General features: G+C 62.9%; 19 protein-coding genes and 1 other annotated feature. Of the genes, 3 read left to right on the top strand and 16 right to left on the bottom strand.

What is annotated here, in order from left to right; all coding sequences use genetic code 11:
* Window positions 1–2,370 (bottom strand): endonuclease MutS2, encoded by a 2,370-nt coding sequence (locus tag PQG80_RS06385; RefSeq protein WP_271750389.1) that lies wholly within the window; start codon window positions 2,368–2,370, stop codon window positions 1–3.
* A 153-nt stretch (window positions 2,371–2,523) separates the two neighbouring features.
* On the opposite strand from PQG80_RS06385, the gene PQG80_RS06380 reads away from it, so the two are divergent.
* Both PQG80_RS06380 and PQG80_RS06375 read left to right on the top strand, forming a co-directional pair.
* Window positions 2,524–2,880: a phage holin family protein gene (locus tag PQG80_RS06380; protein WP_271750388.1), complete on the top strand. Its 357-nt coding sequence runs from the start codon at window positions 2,524–2,526 to the stop codon at window positions 2,878–2,880.
* A 204-nt stretch (window positions 2,881–3,084) separates the two neighbouring features.
* Entirely contained in the window at window positions 3,085–3,453 is a 369-nt protein-coding gene (locus tag PQG80_RS06375; RefSeq protein WP_271750387.1) for a cupredoxin domain-containing protein, read from the top strand.
* Between the two features lie 78 nt (window positions 3,454–3,531).
* Here PQG80_RS06375 and PQG80_RS06370 read toward each other — a convergent pair whose 3' ends face one another.
* The 13 genes from PQG80_RS06370 to PQG80_RS06310 form a co-directional block, all read right to left on the bottom strand.
* On the bottom strand, window positions 3,532–6,867 hold the full coding sequence (locus tag PQG80_RS06370) for a cell division protein ZapA (protein WP_271750386.1): 3,336 nt from the start codon (window positions 6,865–6,867) through the stop codon (window positions 3,532–3,534).
* A gap of 103 nt (window positions 6,868–6,970) precedes the next feature.
* Window positions 6,971–9,424, bottom strand: a complete 2,454-nt coding sequence (gene pheT / locus PQG80_RS06365; RefSeq protein WP_271750385.1) for a phenylalanine--tRNA ligase subunit beta — start codon at window positions 9,422–9,424, stop codon at window positions 6,971–6,973.
* Window positions 9,425–9,477: 53 nt separating this feature from the next.
* Complete coding sequence (gene pheS / locus PQG80_RS06360) at window positions 9,478–10,512, bottom strand: phenylalanine--tRNA ligase subunit alpha (protein ID WP_271750384.1); 1,035 nt, start codon at window positions 10,510–10,512, stop codon at window positions 9,478–9,480.
* 80 nt (window positions 10,513–10,592) lie between these two features.
* Window positions 10,593–10,860: a binding site (T-box leader), on the bottom strand.
* 415 nt (window positions 10,861–11,275) lie between these two features.
* Entirely contained in the window at window positions 11,276–11,971 is a 696-nt protein-coding gene (locus PQG80_RS06355; RefSeq protein WP_271750382.1) for a hypothetical protein, read from the bottom strand.
* 451 nt (window positions 11,972–12,422) lie between these two features.
* Window positions 12,423–13,043: a YcnI family copper-binding membrane protein gene (locus PQG80_RS06350; protein WP_271750381.1), complete on the bottom strand. Its 621-nt coding sequence runs from the start codon at window positions 13,041–13,043 to the stop codon at window positions 12,423–12,425.
* 163 nt (window positions 13,044–13,206) lie between these two features.
* Window positions 13,207–14,949: an ABC transporter substrate-binding protein gene (locus PQG80_RS06345; RefSeq protein ID WP_271750380.1), complete on the bottom strand. Its 1,743-nt coding sequence runs from the start codon at window positions 14,947–14,949 to the stop codon at window positions 13,207–13,209.
* A 100-nt stretch (window positions 14,950–15,049) separates the two neighbouring features.
* A complete protein-coding gene (locus PQG80_RS06340; RefSeq protein ID WP_271750378.1) occupies window positions 15,050–15,955 on the bottom strand; it encodes a carbohydrate ABC transporter permease in 906 nt (301 codons plus the stop codon).
* A gap of 18 nt (window positions 15,956–15,973) precedes the next feature.
* Complete coding sequence (locus PQG80_RS06335) at window positions 15,974–16,942, bottom strand: ABC transporter permease (RefSeq protein ID WP_271750377.1); 969 nt, start codon at window positions 16,940–16,942, stop codon at window positions 15,974–15,976.
* Window positions 16,943–17,088: 146 nt separating this feature from the next.
* Window positions 17,089–18,681, bottom strand: coding sequence for a response regulator transcription factor (locus PQG80_RS06330; protein WP_271750376.1), 1,593 nt, complete (start codon window positions 18,679–18,681; stop codon window positions 17,089–17,091).
* Window positions 18,674–20,470, bottom strand: coding sequence for a histidine kinase (locus tag PQG80_RS06325; protein WP_271750375.1), 1,797 nt, complete (start codon window positions 20,468–20,470; stop codon window positions 18,674–18,676). Before PQG80_RS06325 ends, PQG80_RS06330 begins: the two co-directional genes overlap by 8 nt.
* Before the next feature lie 182 nt (window positions 20,471–20,652).
* Window positions 20,653–21,366, bottom strand: a complete 714-nt coding sequence (locus PQG80_RS06320) for a response regulator (protein ID WP_271750374.1) — start codon at window positions 21,364–21,366, stop codon at window positions 20,653–20,655.
* The gene (locus PQG80_RS06315) at window positions 21,335–22,204 is read right to left on the bottom strand and encodes a sensor histidine kinase (protein ID WP_271750373.1); all 870 of its coding nucleotides are present in this window, start codon (window positions 22,202–22,204) and stop codon (window positions 21,335–21,337) included. The genes PQG80_RS06320 and PQG80_RS06315 overlap by 32 nt, the downstream gene beginning before the upstream one ends.
* Window positions 22,205–22,259: 55 nt before the next feature.
* Window positions 22,260–23,954, bottom strand: a complete 1,695-nt coding sequence (locus PQG80_RS06310) for a copper resistance CopC/CopD family protein (RefSeq protein ID WP_271750372.1) — start codon at window positions 23,952–23,954, stop codon at window positions 22,260–22,262.
* A gap of 387 nt (window positions 23,955–24,341) precedes the next feature.
* Here PQG80_RS06310 and PQG80_RS06305 point away from each other — a divergent pair, with 387 nt between their 5' ends.
* Window positions 24,342–24,647: a hypothetical protein gene (locus PQG80_RS06305; protein WP_271750371.1), complete on the top strand. Its 306-nt coding sequence runs from the start codon at window positions 24,342–24,344 to the stop codon at window positions 24,645–24,647.
* Between the two features lie 77 nt (window positions 24,648–24,724).
* On the opposite strand, the gene PQG80_RS06300 is transcribed toward PQG80_RS06305, so the two are convergent.
* Both PQG80_RS06300 and ssuE read right to left on the bottom strand, forming a co-directional pair.
* A complete protein-coding gene (locus tag PQG80_RS06300) occupies window positions 24,725–25,693 on the bottom strand; it encodes an aldolase catalytic domain-containing protein (protein WP_271750502.1) in 969 nt (322 codons plus the stop codon).
* A gap of 270 nt (window positions 25,694–25,963) precedes the next feature.
* Window positions 25,964–26,515, bottom strand: coding sequence for an NADPH-dependent FMN reductase (gene ssuE, locus PQG80_RS06295; RefSeq protein ID WP_271750370.1), 552 nt, complete (start codon window positions 26,513–26,515; stop codon window positions 25,964–25,966).
* Window positions 26,516–26,613: the final 98 nt, after the last annotated feature.

Below are 26,613 nucleotides of genomic sequence, written 5' to 3'. Positions count from 1 at the left end.
CTAGTTCAGCTCCGCCACGGTAACGCCGGCGCCGCCCTCGCCATAATTGCCGAGCCTGTAGCTCTTCACGTGCTTGTGCCTGCGCAGGAACTCTTGGATGCCCGTACGCAGCGCGCCCGTTCCTTTGCCATGGATGATATAGACCTGATGCAGATTAGACAGGAACGACTCGTCGAGGAAACGGTCGGTCTCGATAATCGCCTCGTCGAGCGTCGCGCCACGCAGATCGAGCTCCGTGCGGATCTGGTCCGAGGCTGCGCGCTTCAAGGTAGCGCCCGCCGCGACGGGCTGCGTTTTCTTGGCCGCCGCGTCCTTGGGGGCTTTGACCGGTTCGAGATCGGCGAGCGGCACCTTCATCTTCATGATGCCGAGCTGGACGAAGGCGTCGCTTCCGGAAATTTCCGCGATATGCCCTTTCTGGCCGCCCAGGCTGTAGACCCGGACCTCGTCGCCGGGCCCGAGCTTCGCGGTCTTGGAAGCCGCGGGGCGCGGCTTCGCGACCGGATCCGGTACCGCGTCATCGAGTCTGCGGCGCGCTTCGATGAGCTTGTGCTCCTTGACGCTCGCCGCCTCGTCCAGCGCGAGCTTGCGCAGCTCGGCGATGATCTCCTCCGCCTCGCGCCTCGCCTTCGCCACCTGGACCCGCGCTTCCTCCCGCGCGTCCTCGAGCAGCTTCACGCGCTGATCCTGCATTTTGGCGCGGTCTTCCTCGAGCTTCAGCCGCAGCTCCTCGGCCTCGCGCTTGATCCGCTCCGCCAGCTGGCGCTCGGACTCCGCCGTCCGGCGATCCCGCTCGAGCGAAGCGATCATCGTATCGACCTTGAGCTCGTCGTCCGACACCTCGCCGCGCGCCCGGTCGATGATCGACCGCGGCAGGCCGAGCCGCTCCGCGATCGCGAACGCGTTGCTGCGGCCCGGCACGCCGACGAGCAGCCGGTACGTAGGGCTCAGCGTCGCGACGTCGAATTCCATGCTGGCGTTCATGATGCCGTCGCGGCTGTAAGCGTACGCCTTCAGCTCGCTGTAGTGGGTCGTGGCCAGCAGTCTGCAGCGCAAGCGGTGCAGGTGCTCGAGGATGGCGATGGCGAGCGCCGAGCCCTCCGCCGGATCGGTACCCGCGCCCAACTCGTCGAGCAGCACGAGGCTGCGGCCGGTTACCTGGCCGAGCATGCCGATCAGGTTTGTCATATGGCTGGAAAACGTGCTCAGGCTCTGCTCGATGCTCTGCTCGTCGCCGATATCGGCATAGATGCCGTCGAAGACGCACAGAATCGTACCTTCGTCGGCGGGAACGAATAGACCGGACATCGCCATCAGGCTCAGCAGACCGACCGTCTTGAGCGACACGGTCTTGCCCCCCGTGTTCGGTCCCGTCACGATGATCGCCGAATGGTCGTCGTCCAGCTCGATATCGATCGGCACGACTTTCTTGGAATCGATGAGCGGGTGCCGGGCCCGCTTCAGGCGCACGCGCCCCTCTCCGTTCATCTGCGGCTTGGTCGCCTGCATTCGGTCGGCCAGCTTGGCGCGCGCGAAGATCGAATCGATGTAGCCGAGCGCCTCCGCGTCGCCGATGAGCAGCTCGGCCTTCACGCCTACGCTCTCCGACAGCTGGCGCAGGATGCGCTCGATCTCGCGCGTCTCGCGGAGCTTGAGCTCGCGCAGCTTGTTGTTGATCTGCAGCACGGCCTCGGGCTCGATGAACAGCGTGGCGCCGCTGCCGGACTGGTCGTGCACGATCCCGCCGAAGTGCGAGCGGTACTCGGCCTTGACCGGGATGACGTAGCGGTCCCCGCGCATCGTGATCAGCGCGTCCTGCAGCATCTTCTGCACCGAAGAGGAACGCACCATGCCCTCGAGCTTCTCCCGGGCGCGGCTCTCGTTGGTGCGGATCTCCCTGCGGATCGCGGCCAGCTCCGCGCTCGCGCCGTCCATCACGTCGCCTTGTTCGTCTATGCAGCGGCGGATCTCGTCCTCCTGCTGCTTGGCGTCGATCAGCGGCTCGCACAGATCCTCCAGCAGCGGGATATCGGCCTCCTCGGACACCGTCGACACGTACTTGCGGATGCGCCTCGAGCCCATGATGAACTGGGCGATATCCATCAGCTCGGACGGGATCAGCATGGCCCCGAGCTTCGCGCGGCCGAGCGCCGGCCGCACGTCGGTGACGCCTCCGAACGGAGGCGCGCCCTTGACGTCCATCGCGCGCACGGCCTCCGCAGTCGTATCGAGCCGCCTGTTCACTTCCCTCAGGTCGGAGGACGGACGGATCAGCGCGGCCTGTTCCTTGCCGAGCGAGGTCTCCCCGAGTTCGGTCAGGCGGCTGCCGATTTTATCGTATTCCAATGTATATAGCGCCTTATCGTTCACGGCGTTGAGCCAACTCCTCTCGCCCTCCATTATATCCGATGGCGGCTGCGCTTGCATTACGGCTCGTAATAACCGGCGGGAATACGGGATACAATATCTGTATGGCCGGCGGTCCCGCCGGACGACAGCCCCAAGACGGGAGGTAATCAAGTCATGCATTTTCTAGGACATGTCGTACGCTTTATCGTATCGGCGATCATTCTGATGATCGTGGGATACCTTGTACCCCAATTTTCGGTGGGCGGATTCTGGAGCGCCCTCCTGCTCGCGCTCGTCATCGCGCTGCTCGGATGGATCATCGAAGCGATCTTCGGCAAGAACGTCACGCCGTTCGGACGCGGCATCGTCGGCTTCCTGTGCAGCGCGCTCGTCATCTGGCTCGCGCAGTTCGTCGTCGGCGGCATCGAGGTCTCGATCCTGGGCGCTCTGCTCGCGGCGCTCGTCATCGGGATCATCGACCTGTTCATCCCGATCGGCAATCCGTACAAGGCCGGCAAACGTCACAACTGATCGGCGAACGGCGTACGGTTAAACGGCGTCGTCTCCGATACCTCGCAGCTCCGGACGGAGCTTGCGAGGTTTTTTCGCGAGAAGGCCGACGGCGCCGCGGGAGCTTCCTTTCGTTTCCATCCCCCCGAACGGATATGATATGATAGCCTTGCCAGGGCATGTCCGATCATACCCGGCAATTAGGGACAGGGGGGAACTCATCTGATGCGCAAAAAATGGACCGCCGTACTGGCCGCGCTCACGCTGGTTGGAATGTTGGCCGCTTGCGGAGGCAAAAACGACAACGCCGCCGAGCAAGATACGGCCGCCGCTTCGCAGGATCTGGTGATCCGGGCCACCAACTGGAAGTTCGACAAGACCGAATATAGGGTTCCGAAGGATACGCCGATCCGCTACATGCTCGAGAACGAGCAAGGCGCGCACGGCGTCGAGATCGAGAAAGCCGGCGTCAAGCTGAGCAACGGAAAAAAATCGAAGGTAGCGACGCTGGCCGCCGGCACTTATACGATCAAATGCAGCATCGTATGCGGTCAAGGCCATCTGTCGATGCAGGCTAAGCTCGTCGTCGAATAAAAAGATCGCCCTTCCTCCGGCTTAGCGCCGGTATGGAAAGGCGATTTTTTTGAATGCAGCGCCGGTTAGGCCCTGTCTTCAGGTATGCTCCTCGAGCATGTCGATCCATTCGTTGTATTCGATCTGCAGCTTGTTGTACTCGATCTTGAGCGCCTCGTGCTCCTCCCGGATGCGCGCGAGCTCGCGTTCGAGGCGCTCCGCCTCGTCGGAAGCGACAGCGACGGAACCGCCGCTGCCGGCCTCCAGCTTAAGCGCCAGCTCGTCGCGCTCCGCTTGCAGCGCCGCCGCCGCGGCCGCTTGCTCGCGCGCGGACCGCAGCTCTTCCTCCACCCGGCCGAGCGACTCGCGCTCCCGCTGCTGCTCGCTCGCCGCCTGGCGCAGCCTCGCTTCGAGCGCCGCCAGCCGTTCGGACGCGCCGTCGCGTTCCCGCTCGGCGTCCTCGGCCCGCCGCTGAAGCTGACGCAGCGCGTCGGCCGCGATCAACTCGCGCTCGCCCAGCTCGTCCGCCAGCTCCTTCAGCCTGTTCGCCTCGCGTTCGGCCGCTTCGCGCGCGTCGGCTTCGTCGCGAAGGCGCTCCGCCGCAGCCTTCTCGGCTTCGCGCAGCGATGCTTCCCGCTCCGCCGCAGCCTGCTGATGCTGCCGCGCGGCAGCGCGCAGCGACTCCGCCTCCGATTCCAGGCGCGCCGCCCGCTCTTGCCATTCGCGCTCCGAGTCCACCCGGTTTCCCTGCGCGTCCTCCAGTTCCGCGCGAGCCGCCCGAGCGGCCGCAAGCGCCGCGTCCCGGCTCTCGATCGCCTGCCTCAGCTCGGCCTCGTACAGCTCCTGCGTCATGCGCAGCTCTTCCTCCAGCGCCTCGCGCCCCGATGCGGCTCCCGCCTCGGCTTCCGCGGCGAGCCGGCGCAGCTCGGCGTCGTACTCCGCGCAGGCCTGCGCCATGGCTTCCTCGTGGGCTGCGCGAGCCTGCGACAACGCTTCGTCGCGTTCGGCGCGGGCTTGCGACAACGCTTCGTCGCGCGAGGCTTGCAGCCGCGACAGCTCCTCGGCCTGTTCGGCGCGCGCCCGATCGAGCAGCTCGGCGCTCGAAGCGCGCTGCCGCTCGAGCTCTTGGCGGGCATCGCCCGCAGCTTGCCGCGCTGCCGCAAGTTCCGCTTCAAGCGGCGCGGTCGCTTCGAGCACGGCGGTATCCAACAGCTCGCCGGCCGTCTCGCGCTCGTCGGCCAGGCTGAGCGCGAATTGCTCGCCCGCCTCCCGAAGCCGCTCCTCGAGCGCGACCGCGGCTTGGGTGCGTTCAAGCTCGACCTTCGCCTCCAGCCGCGCGCGTTCCTCGGTCCACTGGTCCCGGGCCGCGCCCAGCTCCTGCTTCGCCGCTTCGGCAGCTTGCGCGGCGGCTTCGCGTTCGTCGATCAGACCCCTGCGCTCCTCGTCGAAGTCCGCTTCGGCGGCCGCCACGGCCTGCCGAGCGGCGGACATCTGCTCCGCGAGCTGCCCATGCAGCCGCTCGACCGCCGCCTTGGCGGCATCGAGCTCGCCTCCGAGCTCGGCCTTGGCCGCCTCCAGCGCATCCAGGCTTTCCCGCTTGACCGCCTCCAGCTCCTCGCGATGGGCGGCTCGCAGCCGCTCGGCCTCGCCGCGGCTCTCCTTGAGCACGCGATCGAGCTCGCCCGCATGCTCGGCGCGCAGCTTGGCGATCGCGGCCTCGCGCGCGGCAGCGGAACGCTCCAGCGCATCTTCCAGGCGGGCGACCGCCTCGTCGCGCTCCGCCGCCGCGCTTGCCAGCGCTTCGTCCAGCTGCCGCGCGGCGCTCGCCTGCTCCGTCTCGCGCGCTTCGCGCTCGAGCTCAAGCTCCAGCCGGAGCTCGTCCCGCTCGGCGTTGTGGCCAACGCTGAGCCGCTCCAGGTCGGCCAGATGGCCGGCGGTCAAGGCTTCCAGCTCCGAACGGTGAGCCGCGATCGCCAGCCCTCGCTCCTCGCCATAGCGCGACTCCAGCTTGGCCAGTTCCTCCGCATGCTGCTCGCGCAGCGAGCGAGCTCGCTCCTCGCCCTCGAGCAGCGCGGCGTCGAGCGCTTCCTGCAGCGCGCCGGCGCGGTCCTCGCCGGCTTGCAGCGCGGCGTCGAGGGACGCCTGCAGCCGCGACCTAATCTCTTCCCGTTCCCGCAGCGCGGTCTCGAGCTCCGTCGTCAGGCGCTGCAGCTCTTCCTGCTTGCCCTCGAGCAGCAGGGCGAGCTCTTCCTCGTAGCCCTGGCGCATCTTGCGCAGCTCGGCATGATGCTTCTCCGACGCTTCGGCGAGCGCGGTCTCGTGCCGGTCCTGCAGTTCCCCGAGCTGCGCCGCGTGTCCCGTAAGGGCCGCCTCGCGTTCGGACTCTCGCGCTGCGCGCTCCCGCTCCAGCTCCGAAGCGTGCGCCGCCTCGATCAGGTTCAGCTCGGAGGCGTGCGCGCCCTGAAGGCTGCTCACTTCCGCCGCATGGGACGCCTGAAGCCTGCTCAGCTGCGACGCATGCGCCGCCTTGAGCGCCTCGGTCTCTTCCTCGTACAGCTCGGACTCGGCCGCCCGGTCTGCCAGCAGCCGGTCGAGCTCGGCTTGATGCGCGGCGGCTGCGGCTTCGAGCTCGGACGCGTGCTTGTCGGCCGAAGCATCCAGCTCCGCGCGCAAGGCAGCGGTCGCCCGCTCCAGTTCGGACGCGTGCGCAATCGTCAGCTCGTCCACGCGGGCGCTCTGCGCGTTCGTCAGCTCCTCCACCTGGGACATGTGAGAGATCGTCAGCTCATCTACCTGGGACGCATGCGCGGACCTCATCCTCGCGAGTTCGGCCGCATGCGCCGACGTCACCTTCTCGAGTTCCTTCGCATGCGCGGATCGCAGCCGCTCGAGCTCGGACGCATGCGCAGCCTTAAGCGCTTCCGCTTCTTCGGCGTAGAGCTCGCTCTCGGCCGCATGATCGGCAAGGATGCGGTCCAGCTCGGCCTGATGGTCGACGCGCAGCCGCTCGCGCTCTTCGTCCGCGCGGGAGGACGCATCCGCTATCGCCGTCTCCGCGCTCAGACGCAGCGTCTCTTCCTTGTCGGCGTATTCGCGAGACGCGGCCTCGAGCGCCGCAGCGCTTTCCGCCTTCTGCTTGTCCCATTCGGCCAGCATCGACTCGATCTCAGCCGACAGTCGCTTGCGCTCGACCTCCTCGTGAAGGAGACGCTCGTTTTCCCGGCGAATGCGCATGAGCTCGTCCGCCATGTTGACCGACGCGAGCACGCCGAGCCTGGCGAGATCGAGGCGCGGAGACCCGCTCGCGATCTTGTGCATCTGATCGCTCACGAGCAGCGCGACCCGCTTCATATATTCGCTGCTGGAATGTCCGGTTAAAGTGTATTGCGTGCCGTATATGTCAACCGTTACGCGTGTCTTGTCGTCAGCATTCACGGTTATTCCTCCCACGTTCCATCTTAAGCAAAATCGCAGCGAACATCGCTCAGCCCGCTTATCGCGTTCTGATGTATTCGCTGCGCTTTGCGCCGTTTCCTGCTTATTTGCGAAGCTCCGCGCTGAAAGATTGTTCCAGCGCCCGCACGACGGAACTTTGCGCGTCCGCGATCTCTTCGTCGGTCAGCGTGCGATCCGGATGGCGGTACACGAGGGCCAGCGCCACGCTCTTCTTGCCTGCGCCAAGACGCTCTCCCGCATACACGTCGAACACGCGGACCGACTCTGCCCATTCGCCCGCCGCCGATTTGGCGGCTTCGGCAAGACTCGCGCCCGGCACGCCTTCATCGACCACGACCGCCAGGTCCCGCTCGGCGGACGGGAAGCGCGGCAAGGTCCTGTACACGATACGGGCGTCGGCTGCTTCGTACAGCGGCTTGAGGTCGATCTCGGCGGCGTAAGCGTCGCCCAGGTCGAAGTCGCGCTGCAGCTCGGGGTGCAGCTGGCCGACGTAACCGATCGTCTGCTCGCCCGATTCGCTCTTCAGCTTCAGCGCCGCGGCTCGGCCCGGATGGAAGTCCGCCGGCTTCGCCTGCTCGAAGCGCAGCGCATCGGCCAGGCCGAGTCTAAGCGCGATGCGCTCCACGATGCCTTTGATATCGTAGAAATCGTAAGTCTCCGCCGCTTGGTTCCAGGAGGAACTCCGTCGGTTGCCCGTCAACAGCACGGCCAGACGTTGATGCTCGGCCGGCAGCGTCGTGAGCTTCTCCTCGGCGGAATGGTACACGCTCGCGATCTCGAAGGCCGCCGTGCTCGCGTTGCGGCGCGACTTGTTGTAAGCCGCCGCTTCGAGCAGGTTCGGCAGCAGCGTCGCCCGAAGCGCGCTGCGCTCCTCGCTCATCGGCATCGCGAGGGGGATCGGACGCATGCCGCCAGCGGCTCCGGACAGCTCGGCGAACAGTGCGGCGCGGCCGGCGGAGGTGACGGAGTAGGTCACGGCTTCATTGAGGCCGGACTCGGACAGCAGCTTGCGCAGCTCCCGGCGGATCGCCTGGGGCTTGGTCAAGGCGCCCGTCGTCGTCGGTCCTTCGATGCGGGTCGTCGGGATGCGGTCGTAGCCGTTCAGGCGGGCGACCTCCTCGATCAGATCGACTGCGCGCGTGATGTCGCCTCTGCGCGTCGGCACCGTCAGGCGCCAGACGCCTTCTCCCGCCGGCTCGGCCTGGAACTGGAGTCTGGACCAGATCGTCTTGATCTCCAAGGACGAGAGCGAGGTGCCGAGCATCCGGTTAATGCGATCGAGCGACAGCTCGATGACCGCCGGCTCCGGCGTGGCCAGGCGCACTTCGGCGACGCCTTCGGTCACGAGGCCGCCGGCGACCTGCGCGATGAGCGCAGCCGCGCGGTCCAGCGCGCCGAGCACGCGTTCGGGATCGACGCCTTTCTCGAAGCGCGCGGAGGCTTCGGAGCGCAGGCCGAGCTGACGCGAAGTCTTGCGCACCGCCGGGCCGGCGAATCTCGCGGACTCGAGGAGGATATCGACCGTGTCCGGCGTGACCTCGGTGTCGAGGCCGCCCATCACGCCGGCCAGCGCGATCGCCCGCTCGTCGTCGGCGATGACCGGCATATGCGGCTCGAGCTTGCGCTCCTGGCCGTCAAGCGTGACCAGCGTCTCGCCTTCGCACGCGAAGCGGACGTTCACCGCGCCCTTCACCTTGGCCGCGTCGAACGCGTGAAGCGGCTGTCCGTATTCCAGCATGACGAAGTTGGTCACGTCCACGACGTTGCTGATCGGCCGGATGCCCGCCGCGATCAGCCGGTTCTGGAGCCAGAGCGGCGAAGGGCCGATCTTGACGCCCTTCACGGCGCGCATCGCGTAGTGGCTGCATGCCTCTACGGACGCGATGCCGACGCGGACCGCGTCCGAGGTCTTATCGGACGCCGGGTACAGCGCCTTCTCCGGCTCGGGCAGCGTGAGCAGCCGGCCGGTCAGCGCGGCGGTCTCATAAGCGACGCCGAGCAGGCTCAGGCAGTCCGAGCGATTCGGCGTCAGATCGAGCTCCAGCACCGAATCGTTCAGGCCGAGCAGATCGGCGATGTCCGTGCCGATCTCGGCGTCCGCGGGCAGGACCAGAATGCCTTCCTGCAGTTCCTTGGGGAGCAGCTTGTCGTTGATGCCAAGCTCCCGGGCGGAGCAGATCATGCCTTGCGACTCGACGCCGCGCAGCTTGGCGCGCTTGATCTGCAGGTCGCCCGGCAGCTTCGCGCCGACGAGGGCTACGGGCACCTTCTGCCCGGCGGCCACGTTGGGCGCGCCGCATACGATCTGCAGCGTCTCGCCCGTTCCCGCGTCGATCTTGCACACATTGAGCTTATCCGCGTCGGGATGCTTTTCCTTTTCCAACACATAGCCGACCACCGTCTTGGTGACGCCCGCGTTGCGGGACGCGACGCCGTCGATCTCGATGCCGCCGCGCGTCAGCAATTCCGCGAGCTCTTGCGGTTCGATGCCGCCGAGGTCGATATATTCGCTTAACCATTGATAGGATACGTTCACGGGTTATACCGCTCCTTCCTTTTCCACCTTCGTTGAATACGGCCCCGGGGCCGTCACATGCGGGCGAATTGCCCGAGGAACCGCAGATCGTTGTTGTAAAAATGACGAATGTCGTCGATGTCGTACTTCAGCAGCGCGATCCGCTCGACGCCCATGCCGAAGGCAAAACCGGATACTTCCTCGGGATTGTAGCCCCCGTGCTCCAGCACCTTGGGATGAACCATGCCGCAGCCGAGAATCTCGATCCAGCCCGTATGCTTGCACATCCGGCAGCCGTGTCCGCCGCACTGGGTGCAGGTGACGTCGACCTCGGCGCTCGGCTCGGTGAACGGGAAGAAGCTTGGACGTAGACGGATCTGCACCTGCTGCCCGTACATCGCCTGCACGAACTGCAGCAGCGTCCCCTTGAGGTCGCTCATGCGGATGTCGGGACCGACGACCAGTCCTTCGATCTGGTGGAACATGAACGAGTGCGTCGCGTCGTCGTCGTCGCGGCGGTAGACCCGGCCCGGGCAGATGACCTTGAGCGGCGTGGCGCCGTCCGCGTTTTTCATCGTGCGTATCTGCACCGGGGACGTGTGCGTGCGGAGCAGGATCTCGTCCGTGATATAGAAGGAGTCCTGCATGTCGCGCGCGGGATGGTCCTTGGGGAGATTCAGCGCTTCGAAGTTGAAGTAGTCGGTCTCAACCTCGGGACCTTCCGCGATCGTGTAGCCCATGCCGAGGAAAATGTCTTCGATCTCCTGCGTCACCTTGGTGAGCGGATGAATGCTGCCTGCCGCGGCGCTCCTGCCGGGCAGCGTGACGTCGATCGTCTCGGCGGCCAGCCTACGCTCGGTCTCGGCGCGGTCGAAGGCGGCTTGCTTGTCTGCGAGAACGGCCTCGATCGCTCCGCGCACGTCGTTGGCGACTTGGCCGATGACCGGACGCTCCTCGGCGCTAAGACCGCCCATCCCGCGGAGAATCTCCGTGAGTTGGCCTTTTTTGCCCAAATAATGCACGCGCAGGTCGTTCAGACGGCCGGCATCGGCCACCTCCTGCAATTGCGCCAGCGCTTCCGCGCGCAGCGCCTCCAACCGGTCCTTCATGATGCCACTCTCCTTTATCGCTTGGTCATTCGGAACGGCTTGCCTTATCGCAGCCGACAAAAAAAGCCCTTCCTCCCCGTAAAAGGGACGAAAGGACCGTGGTACCACCCTAATTGGAAACCGATTGCCCGCCGCCGAATGGCAGCATGGACAAGAAGGATTCCCGCTCGAACGGCGTAACGGGCCGCTCCCGGTTCACTCTACTGGCCTAGCGCGCTGCGCTGCGGCGTTCAAGCGACTGCTCCGGAGTGAATTTCGGCAGCTCTTCTCCTCGGGCACGCTCTCAGTCAAGGCGTCCCCTCCCTGATCAGGCAGGCGCTGCTTACTTGTCTCCATCGTCGCATTTGACGATTTTGCGTTGAATTACTGATTATTATAGGGGAACCCGGCACCGCAAGCAAGTAAGCGGCACGAATCGGGCGATATGAGGGGGGCGTGGCTGCAGTTACGCTGTTTTTCGAGGTAACTCTGGGCTCCGGGACTCCATTCGCCGCAGTTACGCTGTTTCTCGAGGTAACTCTGCACTCTCGAGCCTCCCGCGCCGCAGCTACGCTGTTTTTCGAGGTAACTCTGGGCTCTCGAGCCTCCCGCGCCGCAGTTACGCTGTTTTTCGAGGTAACTCTGGGCTCCATGACTCCAATTGCCGCAGTTACGCTGTTTTTGAGGTAACTCTGGGCTTTCCAGCCTCCATAGACCGCAGTTACGCTGTTTTTCGAGGTAACTCCCGCTTCCGTCCCTCTCGCGCCTATGGTGCCTGCAACCATCATCTTCTTCTCAACAAATCCGCGCCTTTGCCGCTCAATGCATAGCCATGACCACGCTTGTCCCCTCCGCCAACTTTGTCGATCAAGCCGTTGGCTAACATCCTTTTCATCAGCTTTCTCGTTTTTTCTTCACGGACTTTCAGCCAAGCGCGTACTTCTCTTTGTGTGAAAAAAGTCCGATCCGCAGCCATACGGATCACTTCTCGCTCGTCGGTGGATAGATCGAGAAGTCCCTTGCCGGCGCGCCCATATTTGCCTAACAGTTCCAATACCGCTCGCTTGCAGGCATCAGCCCTTTTATCCATCTCGTCCCAACCAAATGGCACATATAAATATCCGCCAAGCGTAAATGTCCGGACCCGCTGTCGCTCGAAAGAAAACCGGTCTCGCGTCATCATCTCGACGTGGGGAACGAACCCGTCGCATTCGAAGATGATTCCTAACGGCTCATAGTAAACGTCGGCATAGATCTTAACGCCGCTGGCGCTGACGATCTCATATTCCAAATGAAAACCCTCCAGCGTTCCGAACACGGGAAGTAAAATGTCGGTGAACAGCTTTATCGTGCCGCTCAGATCGCGCTGAAGCATCTCAAGCCGCCGTCCGGTCGCGGATTTCCGCTGCCGATCGATAAACGCCGCTACCTCAGCAGCTTTGCCGTTTACATCATTGGTTCTCTTTTTTGGAACAGCCATTTTATTACCTCCCTGAAAATAAAAAGTAGAATCAAAAAGCCGTCTTCTCCAAGGAGACGGCAGCGTGTGCTTCACGCATTCTTATGAATTTAACTTTGTTGAATGCTCTATTCGACGCCACTTTCGGTACCTCTTCCACTCCTTGTTACAATTCTCTCCGCTATCTCCAAACAAGCTCATCCCCCCATCATCCAGCCCAAACAAAAAGCGCCGAACGCGCTCCCCAACGGGAGTCACGTCCGGCGCATGCTATGCGACCGAGAATATGTCAATAAAGCTAGACTAACAGGATCTTCGGCTGACCGCAAGCGATCTAAATGTACCTCGATCTTTCAGCCCATGATCATTCTATCCCGCGATGCCGTGATCGTTTCATCCCGCGATGCCTTGACCGTTCTCACACGCCCTCAGTCCCGGGCCCGGGTCCGCGCCCGGGACGCCCGTCCTGCGGTCAACGCGACTTTTTGCGAAGCAGCGCGACCGCGAGCGCGGCCAGACCTGCTGCCAGACCCGCAATCGAGAGGCCGAGCGTCAGCGGGTCCCGGTCGCCGTCCGCCGCAGCGTCCGCCGAGGCTCCCGCGTCGTGCCCATGCCCGTCGCCTTCCGCAGAGGCAGCGGTCACCGCCGTCACCGATGCCGGCGTATCCGCGTCGGGCGCGCCGCTCCAATCGACGACTGCGCCGTCCGAGTACGTCTGATGCGCCTTCCACACAAGCTCCTTCGCGTCTTCCGCGACATGGCCCTGGAAGTTGAACTGCACGAACTCCGACACGTCGATGCCATCGCCGTCCGACTTCCAGGTGACGGACACGACCTTGCCGTCCGCATCTTTCTCGGCGGTGCTCGTCCAGCCGGGATAAGGCTCGAAGCGCGATACTTCCACGCCGGCAGGGACATCCAGCTTGACCTGCGTCGTATTCACGCCTTCATTCTCGCTGGGGATGCGAATCGTGAATACCTGGTACGCATTCTGCGCGACCTCGGCCGGCTCGACCCGGACGTGCGCGCTTGCCATGCCTGCATAACCGAACGCGAGCGTCGCGGCGAAGAGCAGGGCTCCTATCTTTTTCATCGATGACCAACCTTTCATTCTCGTGGATAAGCTTTATTGTAAAGCCGCCCGCCCCGGCACGCATGACTCCAAAGAGCCATGCGCAAATGCAAAAACCAAGGAGCCTCCGCTACACCGCAAAAAAACCTCCGCAGCCCCAAAGGGCGCGGAGGTTCGTCGCTCGTTATTGGCTTTCGTCGGCGTTCCACAGCTTTACGCGATCCTGCACGTATTTGGTATAGCCCTTCTCCATTTTCTCGACGCCGGCCTTGATCAGGTCGTTCTGGTATTCGTCCCACACCTTGTCGAAGTCTTCCGGCTTGGCGAGAATCGCCTGCGGGATGCGCTTCCAGGTGATGTCCTTCATCTTGTTGCCCAGAATGGACACTTCGTCCTCCCCGGGGATCTGAATGTTCCAGGCCGCGCCGTAAGCCTTGACGTTGAACTCGTCTTCCTTCGGGAACAAGTCCTTCCAGGTCGTCGCCTTGTAGGCCGCCAGCGTTTCCTTTTCTACGTCGCTGTACCCCTCGGTGATCAGTTCCGGACTGTTCTTGGTGTAGTAGTTGCCCGTCGAGTCCTTCACGCCGTCGCCGTAGTGAACCATGATGTTCCAGTAGAACCCGAGGCCCGACTCTTTGGTGAACGCGGTGTTGTCGTTGTTGATGCGGTCCTGGACTTCCTTGGGGACGACGCGCTTGCCGTTCTCCACGACGTAGTGCTTGCCCTCGATGCCCCAGTTGTTGAGAATTTGACCTTCGTCGGATGCGAGGTAATCGAGGAACTTGATGATGCGCACCGGATCCTTGGCCTTGCTGGAGATCGAGATGCCATACCCGCCCATGAATCCCGTCGGCCAGAACGACGTCTCCTTGAACTGTTCGCCCATCGTGACCGGATAGTGGCCGTACGTCTGGTCGAATTTGCCCGCGGTCTTCAGCGCCTGCTGTCCGTCGTTGTAATCCCAGTCCTGGTCGATCAGGCCAAGCACGCGCCCGGAGGCGACCTTCGCTTTGTACTGATCGTATTTTTGCACGAAGCTTTCCTTGTCCAGCAGTCCTTCCGCGTTCATATGATTGAGCCATCGGAAGTATTCCTTCTCTTCGGGGCGGCGGAAATGATAGACCGCTTCATGCGTCTCTTGATCGACGAAATATTCGCCGTCATCCGAGCCGCCCGTCACGAAGGTCGCCGGATTGGTAACCGAGATATACATATGCCAATCGTCCGCGTTCAGGGACAAGCCGATGTTTTTGTTGCCGTTCTCGTCCGTCGGGTGCTTGGCCAGGTAATCCTTGATCACCTTCTCGTAGTCCTGAACGGTACGTATAGTCGGGTAGCCCGCCTCCTTGACGACGCGGTGCTGCAGCTCGAACCCGCCGCCCGCGACCGCTTTCACCTCATCGACCGCCGACCAGGTCGGGATCGAATAGATCGACTGGTCTTCGGTCGTGTACTTGGCACGGTTCATGTACGGACCGAGCACCCGCTTGATATTCGGCGCATGCTTGTCGATCAGCTCGGTCAGATCGAGCACCGCGCCGGCGTCGACGAGCTTGCCGATGTCGCCCTTGGCCGCGATGATGTCCGGATATTCTCCGCTGGCCGCCATCAGCGCGACCTTTTGCGCCGGATCGCCTACAGCGTATTCCGCGTCGAGCGTCACGCCCGTTTTCTTGGTGATTTCTTTGGAGACGTCATCCTGCATGTTGTTCCAGTTCGGATTCGGATCCTCGGAGAAGTAAGTGAAGGTGACGGGCGAGAGATCCACGCCGGACGGGGCCGCGTCCGTACTCGCGGCAGCCGTGCCCGAAGGAGCGGCCGCGGATGAGGCGCCTCCGTTGCCGTTGTCCTTGCTGCAGGCGGACAGGAAGCTGAGCGTCATGACGCCGGCTAGCAGCAACGCATTTACTTTAAGCATGTTTTTCATGGCTTTATACCCTCCGATTTTTCTGATCGATTTATCGTATGGACAGGACTGCGCCTGTAAATACCGGTTGTCGTTTGCGCTTGGGCGAGCAAGAGCATCGTCAGCTCTTGACTGCGCCTAGCGTCATGCCTTTGACGAAGTACTTCTGCAGGAACGGGTAGACGACGAGGATGGGCACCGTGACGACGATCGTGATCGCCATCTTCACCGACTCGGGCGAGATCTGGCGCATCACCTCGGTCATGTTGCGCCCCCGGAACTGGTCGGCGTTCGTCGTCGTGCTCTGCAGCACCTTCATGAGCTCGAACTGCAGCGTGGTCAGCTTCTCGTCCGATCCGTTGTACAGGTACGTATCGAACCAGGCGTTCCACTGGCCGACCGCCAGGAACAGGGCAATGGTGGCGAGCGCCGGCTTCGTGAGCGGCAGGATGACCCGCCAAAAGATCGTCCAGTCGCTCGCGCCGTCGAGCTTCGCGGACTCTTGCAGCGCATAGGGGATGCCGTCGATGAACGAGCGGATAATAAACACGTTGAAGGCGCTCACGAGCCCCGGCAGCACGTACACGGCGAAGGTGTTCATCATGTTGAGGTCGCGGATCAGGATGTAGAACGGGATCAGGCCGCCAGATACGTACATCGTCAGCGCCAGGAAGGCGGAGATGAACCTTCTGCCCTGAAAATCCGTCCTGCTGATCGTGAACGCGAGCATAGAGGCGCTGACCAGTCCCATCAAGGTGCCGACGACCGTACGCAGCACGGAGATCTTGAGTCCGGTCATCAGACCGCTGAACGCGAAGATCGTCTCGTAGTTCTTGAGCGTCGGCACCCGGGGATAGACCGTCAGGCCGCCCCGCACGCTGTCCGTGGAGTCGTTGAGCGAGATCGCGAGCACGTTGAGAAACGGATACAGCGTAACGACGGTAACGAGAATCAAAATCAGATAGACGACTAGCTCGAACACCCTGTCCGACCAAGGACGGCCGGCGAATCTTTTGAGCGCATGCACGGGCACGGCCTCCTATTGTTAGAAAATGCTCTCCTTGGTCGTGCGTTTGAATATGCCGTTCGCGATCAGCAGCAGGAATACGCTGATGACGGAATTAAAGATGTTGATCGCGGTGCCGAACGAGAACCGGCCGAGCCCGAGTCCGTAATTGAGCGCGTACAGATCCAGTACCTGCGAATAGTCGCTGACGAGCGGATTGCCGAGCAGGAACTGCTTTTCGAAGCCGATGCCGATCAGGTGCCCGATCGATATGATGAGCAGGACGACGATCGTCGGACGAATGCCCGGCAGCGTGATGTGCCGGATCTGGCGCAGCCGGCTGGCGCCGTCTACTTTGGCCGCTTCGTAGAGCTCGGGACCGATGCCCGCGATCGCCGCGAGATAGATGATCGTGTTCCATCCCATCTCCTTCCACACGTCCGAGGCGGTCACGATATACCAGAACAGCCCGCCTTTGGCCATGAACTGGATCGGCTCGTCGATGATGCGGAGGGATAAGAGAACGTCGTTGACCACGCCGCCTTCGGTCGACAGCATCTTCGTGACGATGCCCGCCACGACGACCCACGAGACGAAGTGAGGCAGGTAGGAGACCGTCTGCACGAATCGCTTGATCGGCATCGCGCGCACCTCGTTCAGCACGATCGCGAACACGATCGGTACGATGAAGCCCGCGACCAGCCCCATCGAGCTCATCGCCAGCGTATTGCGCAGCACGCGGTAAAATTGCTCGTCGGCGAACAGCTCCCTGAAATACTGGAGTCCGACCCACTTCTGATCCGCGAACGGAATGCCGGGCTTGAACTTCTGGAACGCCATCGTCCAGCCCCAGAGCGGCAGGTAGCTGAATACGAAGGCCCAGAGGACGAACGGAACGGACATCAGGTAGAGATACCTTTGCTGAACAAAGATTCTCCAGAAGCTGGAGCGCTTCTTGGCCGAGAGGGGGGCGAGCTGCTTTTCGTTGCCGGCTGTCATTGTTTTCATGCGGCGACCTCCTTGCTTGATCTCATTATAGGAGAACGCTTTCAAAGCTCCTACCCTGCGAATCTGCCTACAATTCCGATGTAAATCAGCGTTTTCAGAAAACGTTTTCATTTTATGGCTAAAAAAGACGGATACCACAGCTAATATTAGCTGCCGTATCCGTCGTCATTGGTATCACTCCAGGACGATAGGCATCGATTGCGGTAAGCCGTAGGCGATACGCCCTCGTACTTGCGGAACTTGCCGTGAAAATAATCCGGATTGGCGTAGCCGACCTGATCCGCCACCTCGTACACTTTGAGGCCAGCCTGAAGTAATTGCTTGGCCTTGGCGATTCTGACCTTGTCGAGATACGTGTTGAAAGACTCGCCGGTCACCGCGCGGAACAGCTTGCCCAAATATGCGCTGTTGTAATTGAACGCCTCGGCCAACTTCTCAAGCTTCAGGTTGTCCTTGAAGTGACTGTCGATGAGCTGCGTCAGCCTGCGGATCTGCCCTTCGCCGCCGCCGTCGTCCACCTGCCGCATCACGTCCGCGAGCAGACCGGCGATCTGCCCGAGCATCGCGTCGTATCCGCGCGCGCCCAGGATCTCGAGCAGCCTCGCTTCTTGAATCCCGGAAGCGACTCGCGCGCCGGGCAGCCGCTCCGATAGCTTCTCGAGCAACCGCGCGAGCAGTTGGACGAATCGCGCTTTGAGCGCCGACTCTCCCACCCCGGCGCTCAGCATCAGGTCCCCGATCTCCGCTAGCAGCGGACCTGTCCGCGACGCGTTGCCGGAACTGACCGCGAGATACAGCCGTTCGGACAGGGGCGTCAGCAGCTCCGGGTCGAAGGGTCCGGCCGATGGCGCAGGCAATCGGCCGACGGTCTCGTCGCCGATAAAGTCCGCGCCATCGTAGAAAAAACGCAGCTGGGAGCGGAGCCTGGCCGTCGCGTAGGAGCGCGGGATGTCCGCCGCGCGCCCGACGCCATCGCCGGACGCCGCCAGGACGCGGCAGCCGAGCGGCTCCGCCCAGTCGGTCAGCATCGTCATCAGTCTGCGCCGCGACGAATCTCGAAGCTCCCGCTCCGCGAGCAGCAATCCGATCGCGGCGCCCGTTCTGAAGACGATGCCGAATGCCTTTTCGTACGAAGCCGCCAGACGGTCGCCGATCTGCCGCTCGGCAAGCGAGGTCTCGCCGTCTGCCGCCATCGACTCGATCTCGAACAAGAATACCCGGTATCCGTCTCCCGCGGCGCCCCAATACGACAGTTCAGCCTCCCAGGTCGCGGCGTCCGCCGGCGCGCCGGACAGCAGGCTGCCGAGGCGCTCGCCGCGGAGCGCCCGCTCCGCCCGGCCCTCGCGTCCGCGCTCGGCTGCCCGCCCGTCGAGCGCCTGCTTGATGACTGCGAGAATCTCGGATAGCTCGTCCTCGTCCACCGGCTTGAGCAAGTAATGATCGACGCCGAGCGCGATCGCCTCGCGCGCATAATTAAAATCGGCGTAGCCGCTTAGGACGATGATGCGTATGCCTGGATCCCGGCTTTTGAGCTCGCGGATCAGCTCCATGCCGTCCATGCCCGGCATGCGGATGTCGACGATCATGAGATCGGGACGGATGCATTCGAACAGCAGCAGCGCTTCCTTGCCGCTGGCGGCCGATCCGGCGATCCGGTAACCGAGCGAGGCCCAGTCGAGCAGCTCCGCTAGCCCCTGCCGGATCGACGGCTCGTCGTCGACAATGACGATCTTATGCATGATTGCCCGCCCCCTTTTCCCCAGGAATGACGAACCGGACGCAGGTGCCCTGCTCCGGCGCGCTTTCGATCGACAGCCCGTACCCTTCGCCGAAGGACAACCGCAGACGGGCATTGACGTTGCGCAGGCCGATATGATCGGACCCGTCCCCGTCCTCCGGGTCGTTCAAGCGGCAGACGACCTCGGCGAGACGCCCGGCCGACATGCCCGCGCCGTCGTCGCGAATCTCCACGCATAGCCCTTCGTCCCGCATTTTTAATGCGACCTCCACCGTGACCGCCCCTTCCTTGTTCTCCATGCCGTGGATGACGGCGTTCTCGACGATCGGCTGTATGATGAGAGACGGGATGCTCGCGGACATGGCGCCGGGATCGATATCCAGCTTGTACTGCAGCCGGTCCTCGTAGCGGAACTTCTGAATGTCCAGGTAGCAGCCGATCATATCGAACTCCGCCGAGACCGGGATGACGCCGCTGCCCGCTTCCAGGTTTTTGCGCATCATCTTGCCGAGGAGCTTCACCGTCCGGGCGATATCCGCTTCCTTCCTTACTACCGCCTTCATCCGGATCGATTCGAGCGTATTGAAGAGAAAATGGGGGTTGATCTGGCTGGCCAGCATCCGCAGCTTGATCTCGTTCTGCTTGGTCTCCAGCTCCCGCTTCTGCCGGTTGGACTCGGTTACCTCTCCCATCAGCGCGCGAATGCTGCCGAGCATCGCGTTGAATTGGCGGGACAGCTGCCCGATCTCGTCCTTGCCGTCGATCGCCAGCTTCAGGTCGAGCTTGCCCGTCGCGACCCGCGAGATATGCTTGCTCAGTCGCAGCAGCCGGTCGCCGATCAGCTTGGACAAGGCCAGGATAAGTACGAGAGCGACGACCAATCCGACGCCGATCGCGGTCAGCGCGGACCGTATGATCCGATTGGGCTCGCGGACGATGTCGTCGACCGAGAATACGGACAGAATGCGTAGATTGATCAGCTCGTTGTCCGGGTAGAGATCGACGATCTGTATCCGGACGCGCCGGTCGCCGAGCCGCGTCATGAACGCGCCGCTGCGCCGGTCCGCGATATCGGGCTCGAGCGAGAGCTCCTCCAGCGTCTTGCCGACGAGCCCGCTATCGTTCGCCGCCACGATATCGCGGTCCGCCACCAGCATCGTATCGAACGACTCCTGGCTGAGGATGCCGTTCAGCATTGCCGAGTTCGCGTTGATCACCAGCACGCCGTTGGTTGAATGCTTGTAAAAGTCGATGCGCCGGATCAGGCTCAGATAGCGGGCGCCGTCCCGCGAATCCTGGATGTAGCTCCAGCGGATCAGACCGTCCGATTGCTTCGCCCATCGATACCAGTCCGTTTTTTTCGTCTGCTCGTCGGTCGGTATAATCTCCCAGTTGTCGATAAGCGTCGGATTGTCTACGTACAGCCGCACGCTCATAATCTCCCGGTACAGGTTGACGTACTCCTTGAAGTCCGGATAGTCGCGGTAAGCGTTCACCACGCTGTAGGTCGTGTCGTAAGAATTGTTGGCCAGCTGCCCGAGCCGCGTATCGTTGGAGAGACGGTAGGAAATATCGTAGGACACGTTGAGCAGGTCGAGCGTCCTTTTTTTGACGCGGTCCATATTGGTCTCGATCTGCTCGGCCGCTCCCCGGAGCGCCATCGTCCTGAGCTCGACCGTGAGATAGACGCCGACGATCAGCGTCGGCACCAATACGACCGCGACGAACGAGAGAATCAGTTTATTCCTGATTTTCATATGGTTCGTAAAGTGTCGCAAATAAGTACGCATGCCGGGCCCCTCTCCGCGCAGCATACTTAGCGTAAGCGCTACCATATAGGTTCAGCCTGATTTTAAGCGGAATGGCATATCGTTGTTAACCGATAAAAGTGGATGAAATTCCATGTACAAATCAGCGTTTTTTCTGAAAATGCGCACAAAGCGTGGCGATGCGGTCGATGCCGAAGGTCCGCTTACGGATCGACGATGCCCTGCTCGTACGCGTACCGCGTCAGCTGCACGCGGTTGCCCAGATGAAGCTTTTGCAAAATGTTTTTCAAGTGGTTTTTGACCGTATGCTCGGACACGCCGAGCGCGGCCGCGACGTCCCGGTTCGTGAGACCCCTGGCCACCTCCAGCAGAATTTCCTTTTCCCTCGGGGTCAGGTCCTCCCGCAGCGGCTCGTCATCGGCGGACTGCGCCGCCGCGCCGCGCCTGACGGGGACGGGCGGGTCTCCTGCCGCGACCGGCGCCGCGCCGCGACCGGCGAACTCCCTGAGGATCGACAGCGCGATATCGGGGCTGAGCGGCGCGTCGTCCGAAGCGACCGCGCGCAGATATTCGCGCCAGGCCGCGGGATTCAGGTTCTTGAGCAAGTATCCCTGCGCGCCCTTCTTCAGCGCTTCGAACAGATGGGCAGGGTCGTCCGACACGGTCGCGATGACGACCTTGACCGACGGGTAAGCTTCCTTGATCGCTTTGGCCGCCGCAAGTCCGCCCATCCCCGGCATGTTGATATCCATCAGCACCACGTCCGGCACGGCGTCCGGCATCAGGGCGATCGCCTCCTCGCCGCTGGCCGCCTCGCCCGCTACCTCGAAGTCCGGGCAGCCGTCCACGATCTCCCTCATCCCCTGCCGGGCATGCCTGTGATCGTCAACGAGCAGTATTCGCCATCTGCCTTCCATTCGCGTCCGCTCCTCTCTTGGTCAGCTCGATCACGGTCAGGTCGTCCTTGCGCCCCGCCTCGAGCGTCCATCCCATGCGGCCCGCGCGCTCGCGGACCATGCGCAGTCCGAACCGGCCCGGCGCCGCCATCGGATCTCCCGCGAAGCCTACGCCGTCGTCCATGACTGCGCACCGGAATCCGCCGCCGGACGTACGTTCCCCGACGACGTACACGCGATCGGCGCGGGCATGCTTACGCACGTTGATGAGCGCCTCGCGCAGACAGGCGTGCAGCTCGACCTTTTCCTTGGCGCTCAGCATGTCTTCGGGAATATTCCAGCGGAACTCGGCCTCCGCCTCGGTCATCGCCGCCGTCTCGCCCAGCAGCTCCCGCAGAGGCTCCACCCAGGCGTGCTCCGCCGCTTCGGGCGGAAGGCGCAGTCGCGCGATCGCCTGGCGCACGTCCTCGTGCACGTCGCGCACGGTCTCGCGCAGCTGATTCGCCGTCGCGGTCCTGGCCGTCTCGCTCTGCGCGGCCTCCAGCTTGTCCAGCTTCACGGCGAGCAGGAACAGCGACTGCGCGATGCCGTCGTGGAGCTCGGCCGCGAGCCGCTCCCGCTCCTCGAGCGCCCCGCTGAGCGACCGTTCGCGCTGAAGCGCCCGCTGCGACGATTCGAGCCGGGCGAATAAGCCGCGCACGAGCGTCAGCGTCACGGCCAGCACGATAAAGGGCGCGAGCAGGTTGCCCAGCTCCATCGTCATGTACGGCAGCAAGAACGCGTGCCGCACGTATTCCCACAAGCCGATCGTCAGCGTGGGGATGAGCAGGATCGTCCATTTGATCCGGCGGTCGTTCATCGTTCACCCTCCCGTCCCCGTCGCCATCGCGATCCTCGCCCTTCGGCAGATTCCGTCAGAAGATCCGGAAAGTCGTCGTCCGGACGATCTCGGTGCCGGTGTCGTCCGACACCCGGATCTGCGCCTCCCAGCGGCCCCGGAACGCGAGGTAAGGTCCCTGCGACTTGAATGTCGCCTTCGCGAAGTCCGGGAAGTCGTCGATCTCCGAATCCGCGTACGCCTCGAGCGGCACGTCGATATAACCGACATCGTCCTTGCCGAGCGGACGCAGACGCAGGGCGACCTTCTTGGGGGCGCCGACGCTGTCCGGCAGCCATACCTTCAGCGTGAACGCATTGTCTCCCGGCGCGCCGGGTGCGATGCGCAGGGTCACGTGCAAGTCGGTGCCCATCCGGTGATAAGAGATCGGCGCGTTGGGCGGCAGCGGATTCTGATAGGTCAGCACGCCGACGCTGAGTACGATCGCGCCCAACAGGCCCAGATCGGTGCGGAGCAGACCGGCGCGAGGCAGCTCGCCCTTGCGCAGCCGCAGGCGGATCAGGAAGGCCGTGACGACGACGAGCAGCGAGAGACCGATCTTGATGAGAAGCCACGTACCCCAGGCGGTCTCGAACAAATAAGAGAGCGTCGGCAGGTACTGGAGCGTGCTGAGCGCGCCCGTCAGCGCGAGCGCCAGGAAGGACAGCAGCGCCCATCTGGAGAAATGAAGCGCGAATCTGCCCGCCTCGGGGCGCTCCCGATGCCAGACCGCGGCCAGCAGGACGAGACCGCCCGACCAGACGGCGGCCGCCAGCAGATGGACGAAGTCCAGCGCCAGCGTGTATGCCTCGGGGCTGAACGCCGCGGCATGGCCGTTCCAGGCCTCGGCCGCGAGCGCCAGTACCGGCCAGGCCAGCCTCGCGTACGTTCCCATGCCGCGGAGCAAGAGCGCGGCGAAAGCGAGCACGAGCTGCGCCGCGTACAGTCGTCCCACCGTGGTGTCGGTCAGGATGCGCGTCCATTCGGAGAACGGCTCGCCCTCGGTCAGGTTGTCCATCTGCAGCACGACGTAGACGAGCGTGGCGAGCGCCCCGAACTGAGCGGTCCATCCGATCCACGTCTCCCGGGACTGACGCTCCGCGGCCGAAGGCTGGCGGCGCAAGCCCCAGATCAGCAAGCCGGACAGCGCCAGCAGCGATGCGAAGAACAGCACCCGGCTCGCATAAAAGAGGAACCGCGCCGTCGTCAGATCCTGTTCCCCGCCGTGGTCATGCGAATCATGGCCGAGCGAGGCGTGCGGGTCGAGCTCGGACGCGTCCGGCAGCGGGGCCGGATCGCCGACGGTGAATACGTAGGCCCCCTCTACGGGATGCCCGTCCGCCGAGATGACCGAGTAGGTCACCGTATAATGTCCCTCGCCGAGCTTGGGCAGCGCCAGCCTCAGCCCCTTGCCCTGGGAGGTCCTCTCCGGCTTGCCCGAGGATACGGTCTTGGAATCGTCGTTCAGAACGGCAAGCTTGGCCGACGAGCCGCCGTCGAGCCGCTCGTTAAAAGTCAGCTCGACCGCGGCCGGCCCTTCCGCGAGCTGTTCGTTCTGCGCGGGAGCCGCCCGTTCCAGAATCGCGTGCGCCGAGACCGTAGGCGCGAAGGCCGCCGCCAGCGCGGCGATCAGGGCAAGCCACAGCGCCAGCATGGCCGCGCGCCGCCCGATGCGCGAGCGTCCTCTCCCAGCATATCCGGGCGTCGGCCCGGCCAGCGATCGATTTCTCATAAGCTGCATTCCGCCTTCCTGTCGTTCCGTCGAAAAAATTCATTCCTGCCAGTATACGTTTCTTCCTGCGCTTTCGCATGACGCGAAGGAGTCATCTTTTGCGGATCATACCATCGTATCGCAACGCGCGGACGACTTCAATCCGACTGCGCCGCGCCTGCGGCGAGTCGGGCAGCAGCGAGCCGTAGACGCAGATGCGATGCAGCCCGCGATGATGGCTAGATCCCGGTCATGCAGCTTTCCTCGTTTGCGCGCCAGCCCCGCCAGCGGCTACAATTAAACATATGTATCGGCGGCGCACGGTCCCCTGTTATATCGATCATAGCTCGCGTCGACCGTCCCGCCAATCGGCTTCGCATTCACTCTACGACTGGAGATCACGCACCCATGGAAACTTATGAATTGGCATCCCTGCAAGTCAAGCAAGGAAGCGATGAGTGGCCGGTCGCATTCGAGCGCGCCAGACTGTTCGTCATCCAGAATTACGGCACGTTCTCGTGGTATATCGAGCTGGACGGCATGACCCAGGGTGACCTGCTCCGGCATTTTGCCGAATCGCTCGACATCGCGGTGTCCGTACAAGCCGTGTCCGTCGGCGGCAAGGCGCTGGGCGGCGATGCTTACTTCCACCCGAATCCGCAAAAGCAGGCCGCGGCCATCCGAGGGCAGGGCGAGCTGGTTGGCTATCCCTGAGCGACTGGGCGGCAGAAGAGAAAGAAAACGGGGACGAAGCTGCGCAGTCGCGGCCTCGTCCCCTTCGTTTATCCGTATTACTTGCCGGGATAAACCTCCGGCGTCGTCATCTTGTCGTAGAAATCCGTGAAGCGGTCGCGCTCCGGCGAAGCGCGCCAGCCCATGGCGGACCGCGGGTGCTCATCGAGCGTGCCGGTGATCATGTCCGGAATCAGGTAGCCCCATTCTTCCTTTTCCCGCAGCTTCAGCATATGACGCTCGATCATGCCGAGCACGGGACGCAGGCTGTACCCCGGATTGGTAAGCTTGGCGAGCAGCAGCTCGGTCGGCGTATTGCCGGCGGCGCGGCCCATGCCGTAGACGGACGCGTCGAGCAGCTCGACGCCGAGGTCCGCCGCGGCCAGCGTGTTGGCGAACGCCAGCTGCATGTTGTTGTGAGTATGCACGCCCAGACGCTTGTGCTTCAGGCTCCGCTTGAACTTCTCCACCAGGAAGCGCATGTCGTCCGGATCGAGGCTGCCGTAGGAGTCGACGATGTAGACTACGTCGATCGGGCTGTCGCCGATCATGGCGAGCGCTTCGTTCAGCTCATTGTCCATCACGTTGGACAGCGCCATGATGTTGATCGTCGTCTCGTAGCCGCGTTCGTGGAACAGCGTGCCCAGCTCGATCGCTTTTTCCGTATCGCGCGCGTAGGTGGCGACGCGAATCAGATCCAACAGGGACTCGCTTCTCGGCAGGATGTCGTTCTCGTCGACGCGGCCGACGTCCACCAGCGCGGACAGCTTGGTGTTCAGCTTGTGCGGAATCACCTTGCGCAGGAATTCGTCGTCCAGGAACCGCCAAGGTCCCGCTTGGTCGGCGCCCTTCAGAAGGCGCGGCGAGTTCTTGTAGCCGACCTCCATATATTCTACGCCGGCCTCGTTCAGGCTCTGATACAGATCCTGCACGAATTCGACGCTGAAGTCCCAATTGTTGACGAGTCCGCCGTCGCGCACCGTACAATCGACGATTTTGCAATGGCTCGTTTTGCTGTGAATGGTCATCATAACTACCTTCTCCTTTTCGCTGCCTCATCGCCCGGCTTTAACGCAATTTCTCTATCGCATCGCAATCTCGCTTCACCTTAAGACACAACATGACATCAATTTTATAACGAAAGTGCCGCTGCCTACAAGCCTTTGCTTCATATCCGCAAAAAACGAGCATCCTTGCTTCATTGCGGAAACGCAAAAAGCCCGCGGACGAGGCCGCGGGCCGCCATGCTGCCGCCTATGCGATTGTTGTCGAGAGGCCGTGCCTGAAATCCGGATGACTCAGTCTTGCGCCCTTGTCGTCTGCCACTTCGCTTCCTGCACGAGCAGCGATGTCGCGGCGTCGATGCGTTCTCCGATATCGCCCGCGATATTCGCCTGCCCGTCCTCGCCCCAAGTGACCTGCGTATCCAGGACGAACACGCCTGTCAGAATATTGCGCGCGCCGAGCACGGACAGCACGGGCTTGAAGGCATAGTCGATCGCCAGCAGATGCGCGATCGTGCCTCCGACGACGAGCGGCAGCACGATCTTGTTCTCGAGCCCCTTCTGCGGCAGCAGGTCCAAGTAAGCCTTCAGGATGCCGGTAAAGGAAGCTTTGTAGACCGGAGAAGCGATGACGACCGCGTCCGCCTCGGCCACGAGCCGATTCGCCTCGGCGATCGCCGGGCTATCGAACCGGGCGTGCAGCAGATCCTCCGCCGGCAGGTCCCGCACGTTGATGACCGACACGAGGTCGCCGCTGCCCTCGATTTGAGCGCGCACGCGGTCCAATACGCCGTGAAGTCTCGATTTGGGCGTCGGGCTGCCTTGCAGAATCACGATTTTGGACATGTCGCTCACACCTTTTCGTTATTCCGATCTTGCATATCGGATTTTAAATAAATTATACGTTTATCGTTCCTTTATCGTCAAGAAACTTTATAGGCGCA

The sequence above is a fragment of the Cohnella rhizoplanae genome (assembly GCF_948329515.1).
Classification (GTDB): domain Bacteria; phylum Bacillota; class Bacilli; order Paenibacillales; family Paenibacillaceae; genus Cohnella; species Cohnella rhizoplanae.
This window is presented reverse-complemented; position numbering and strand designations above follow the sequence as displayed.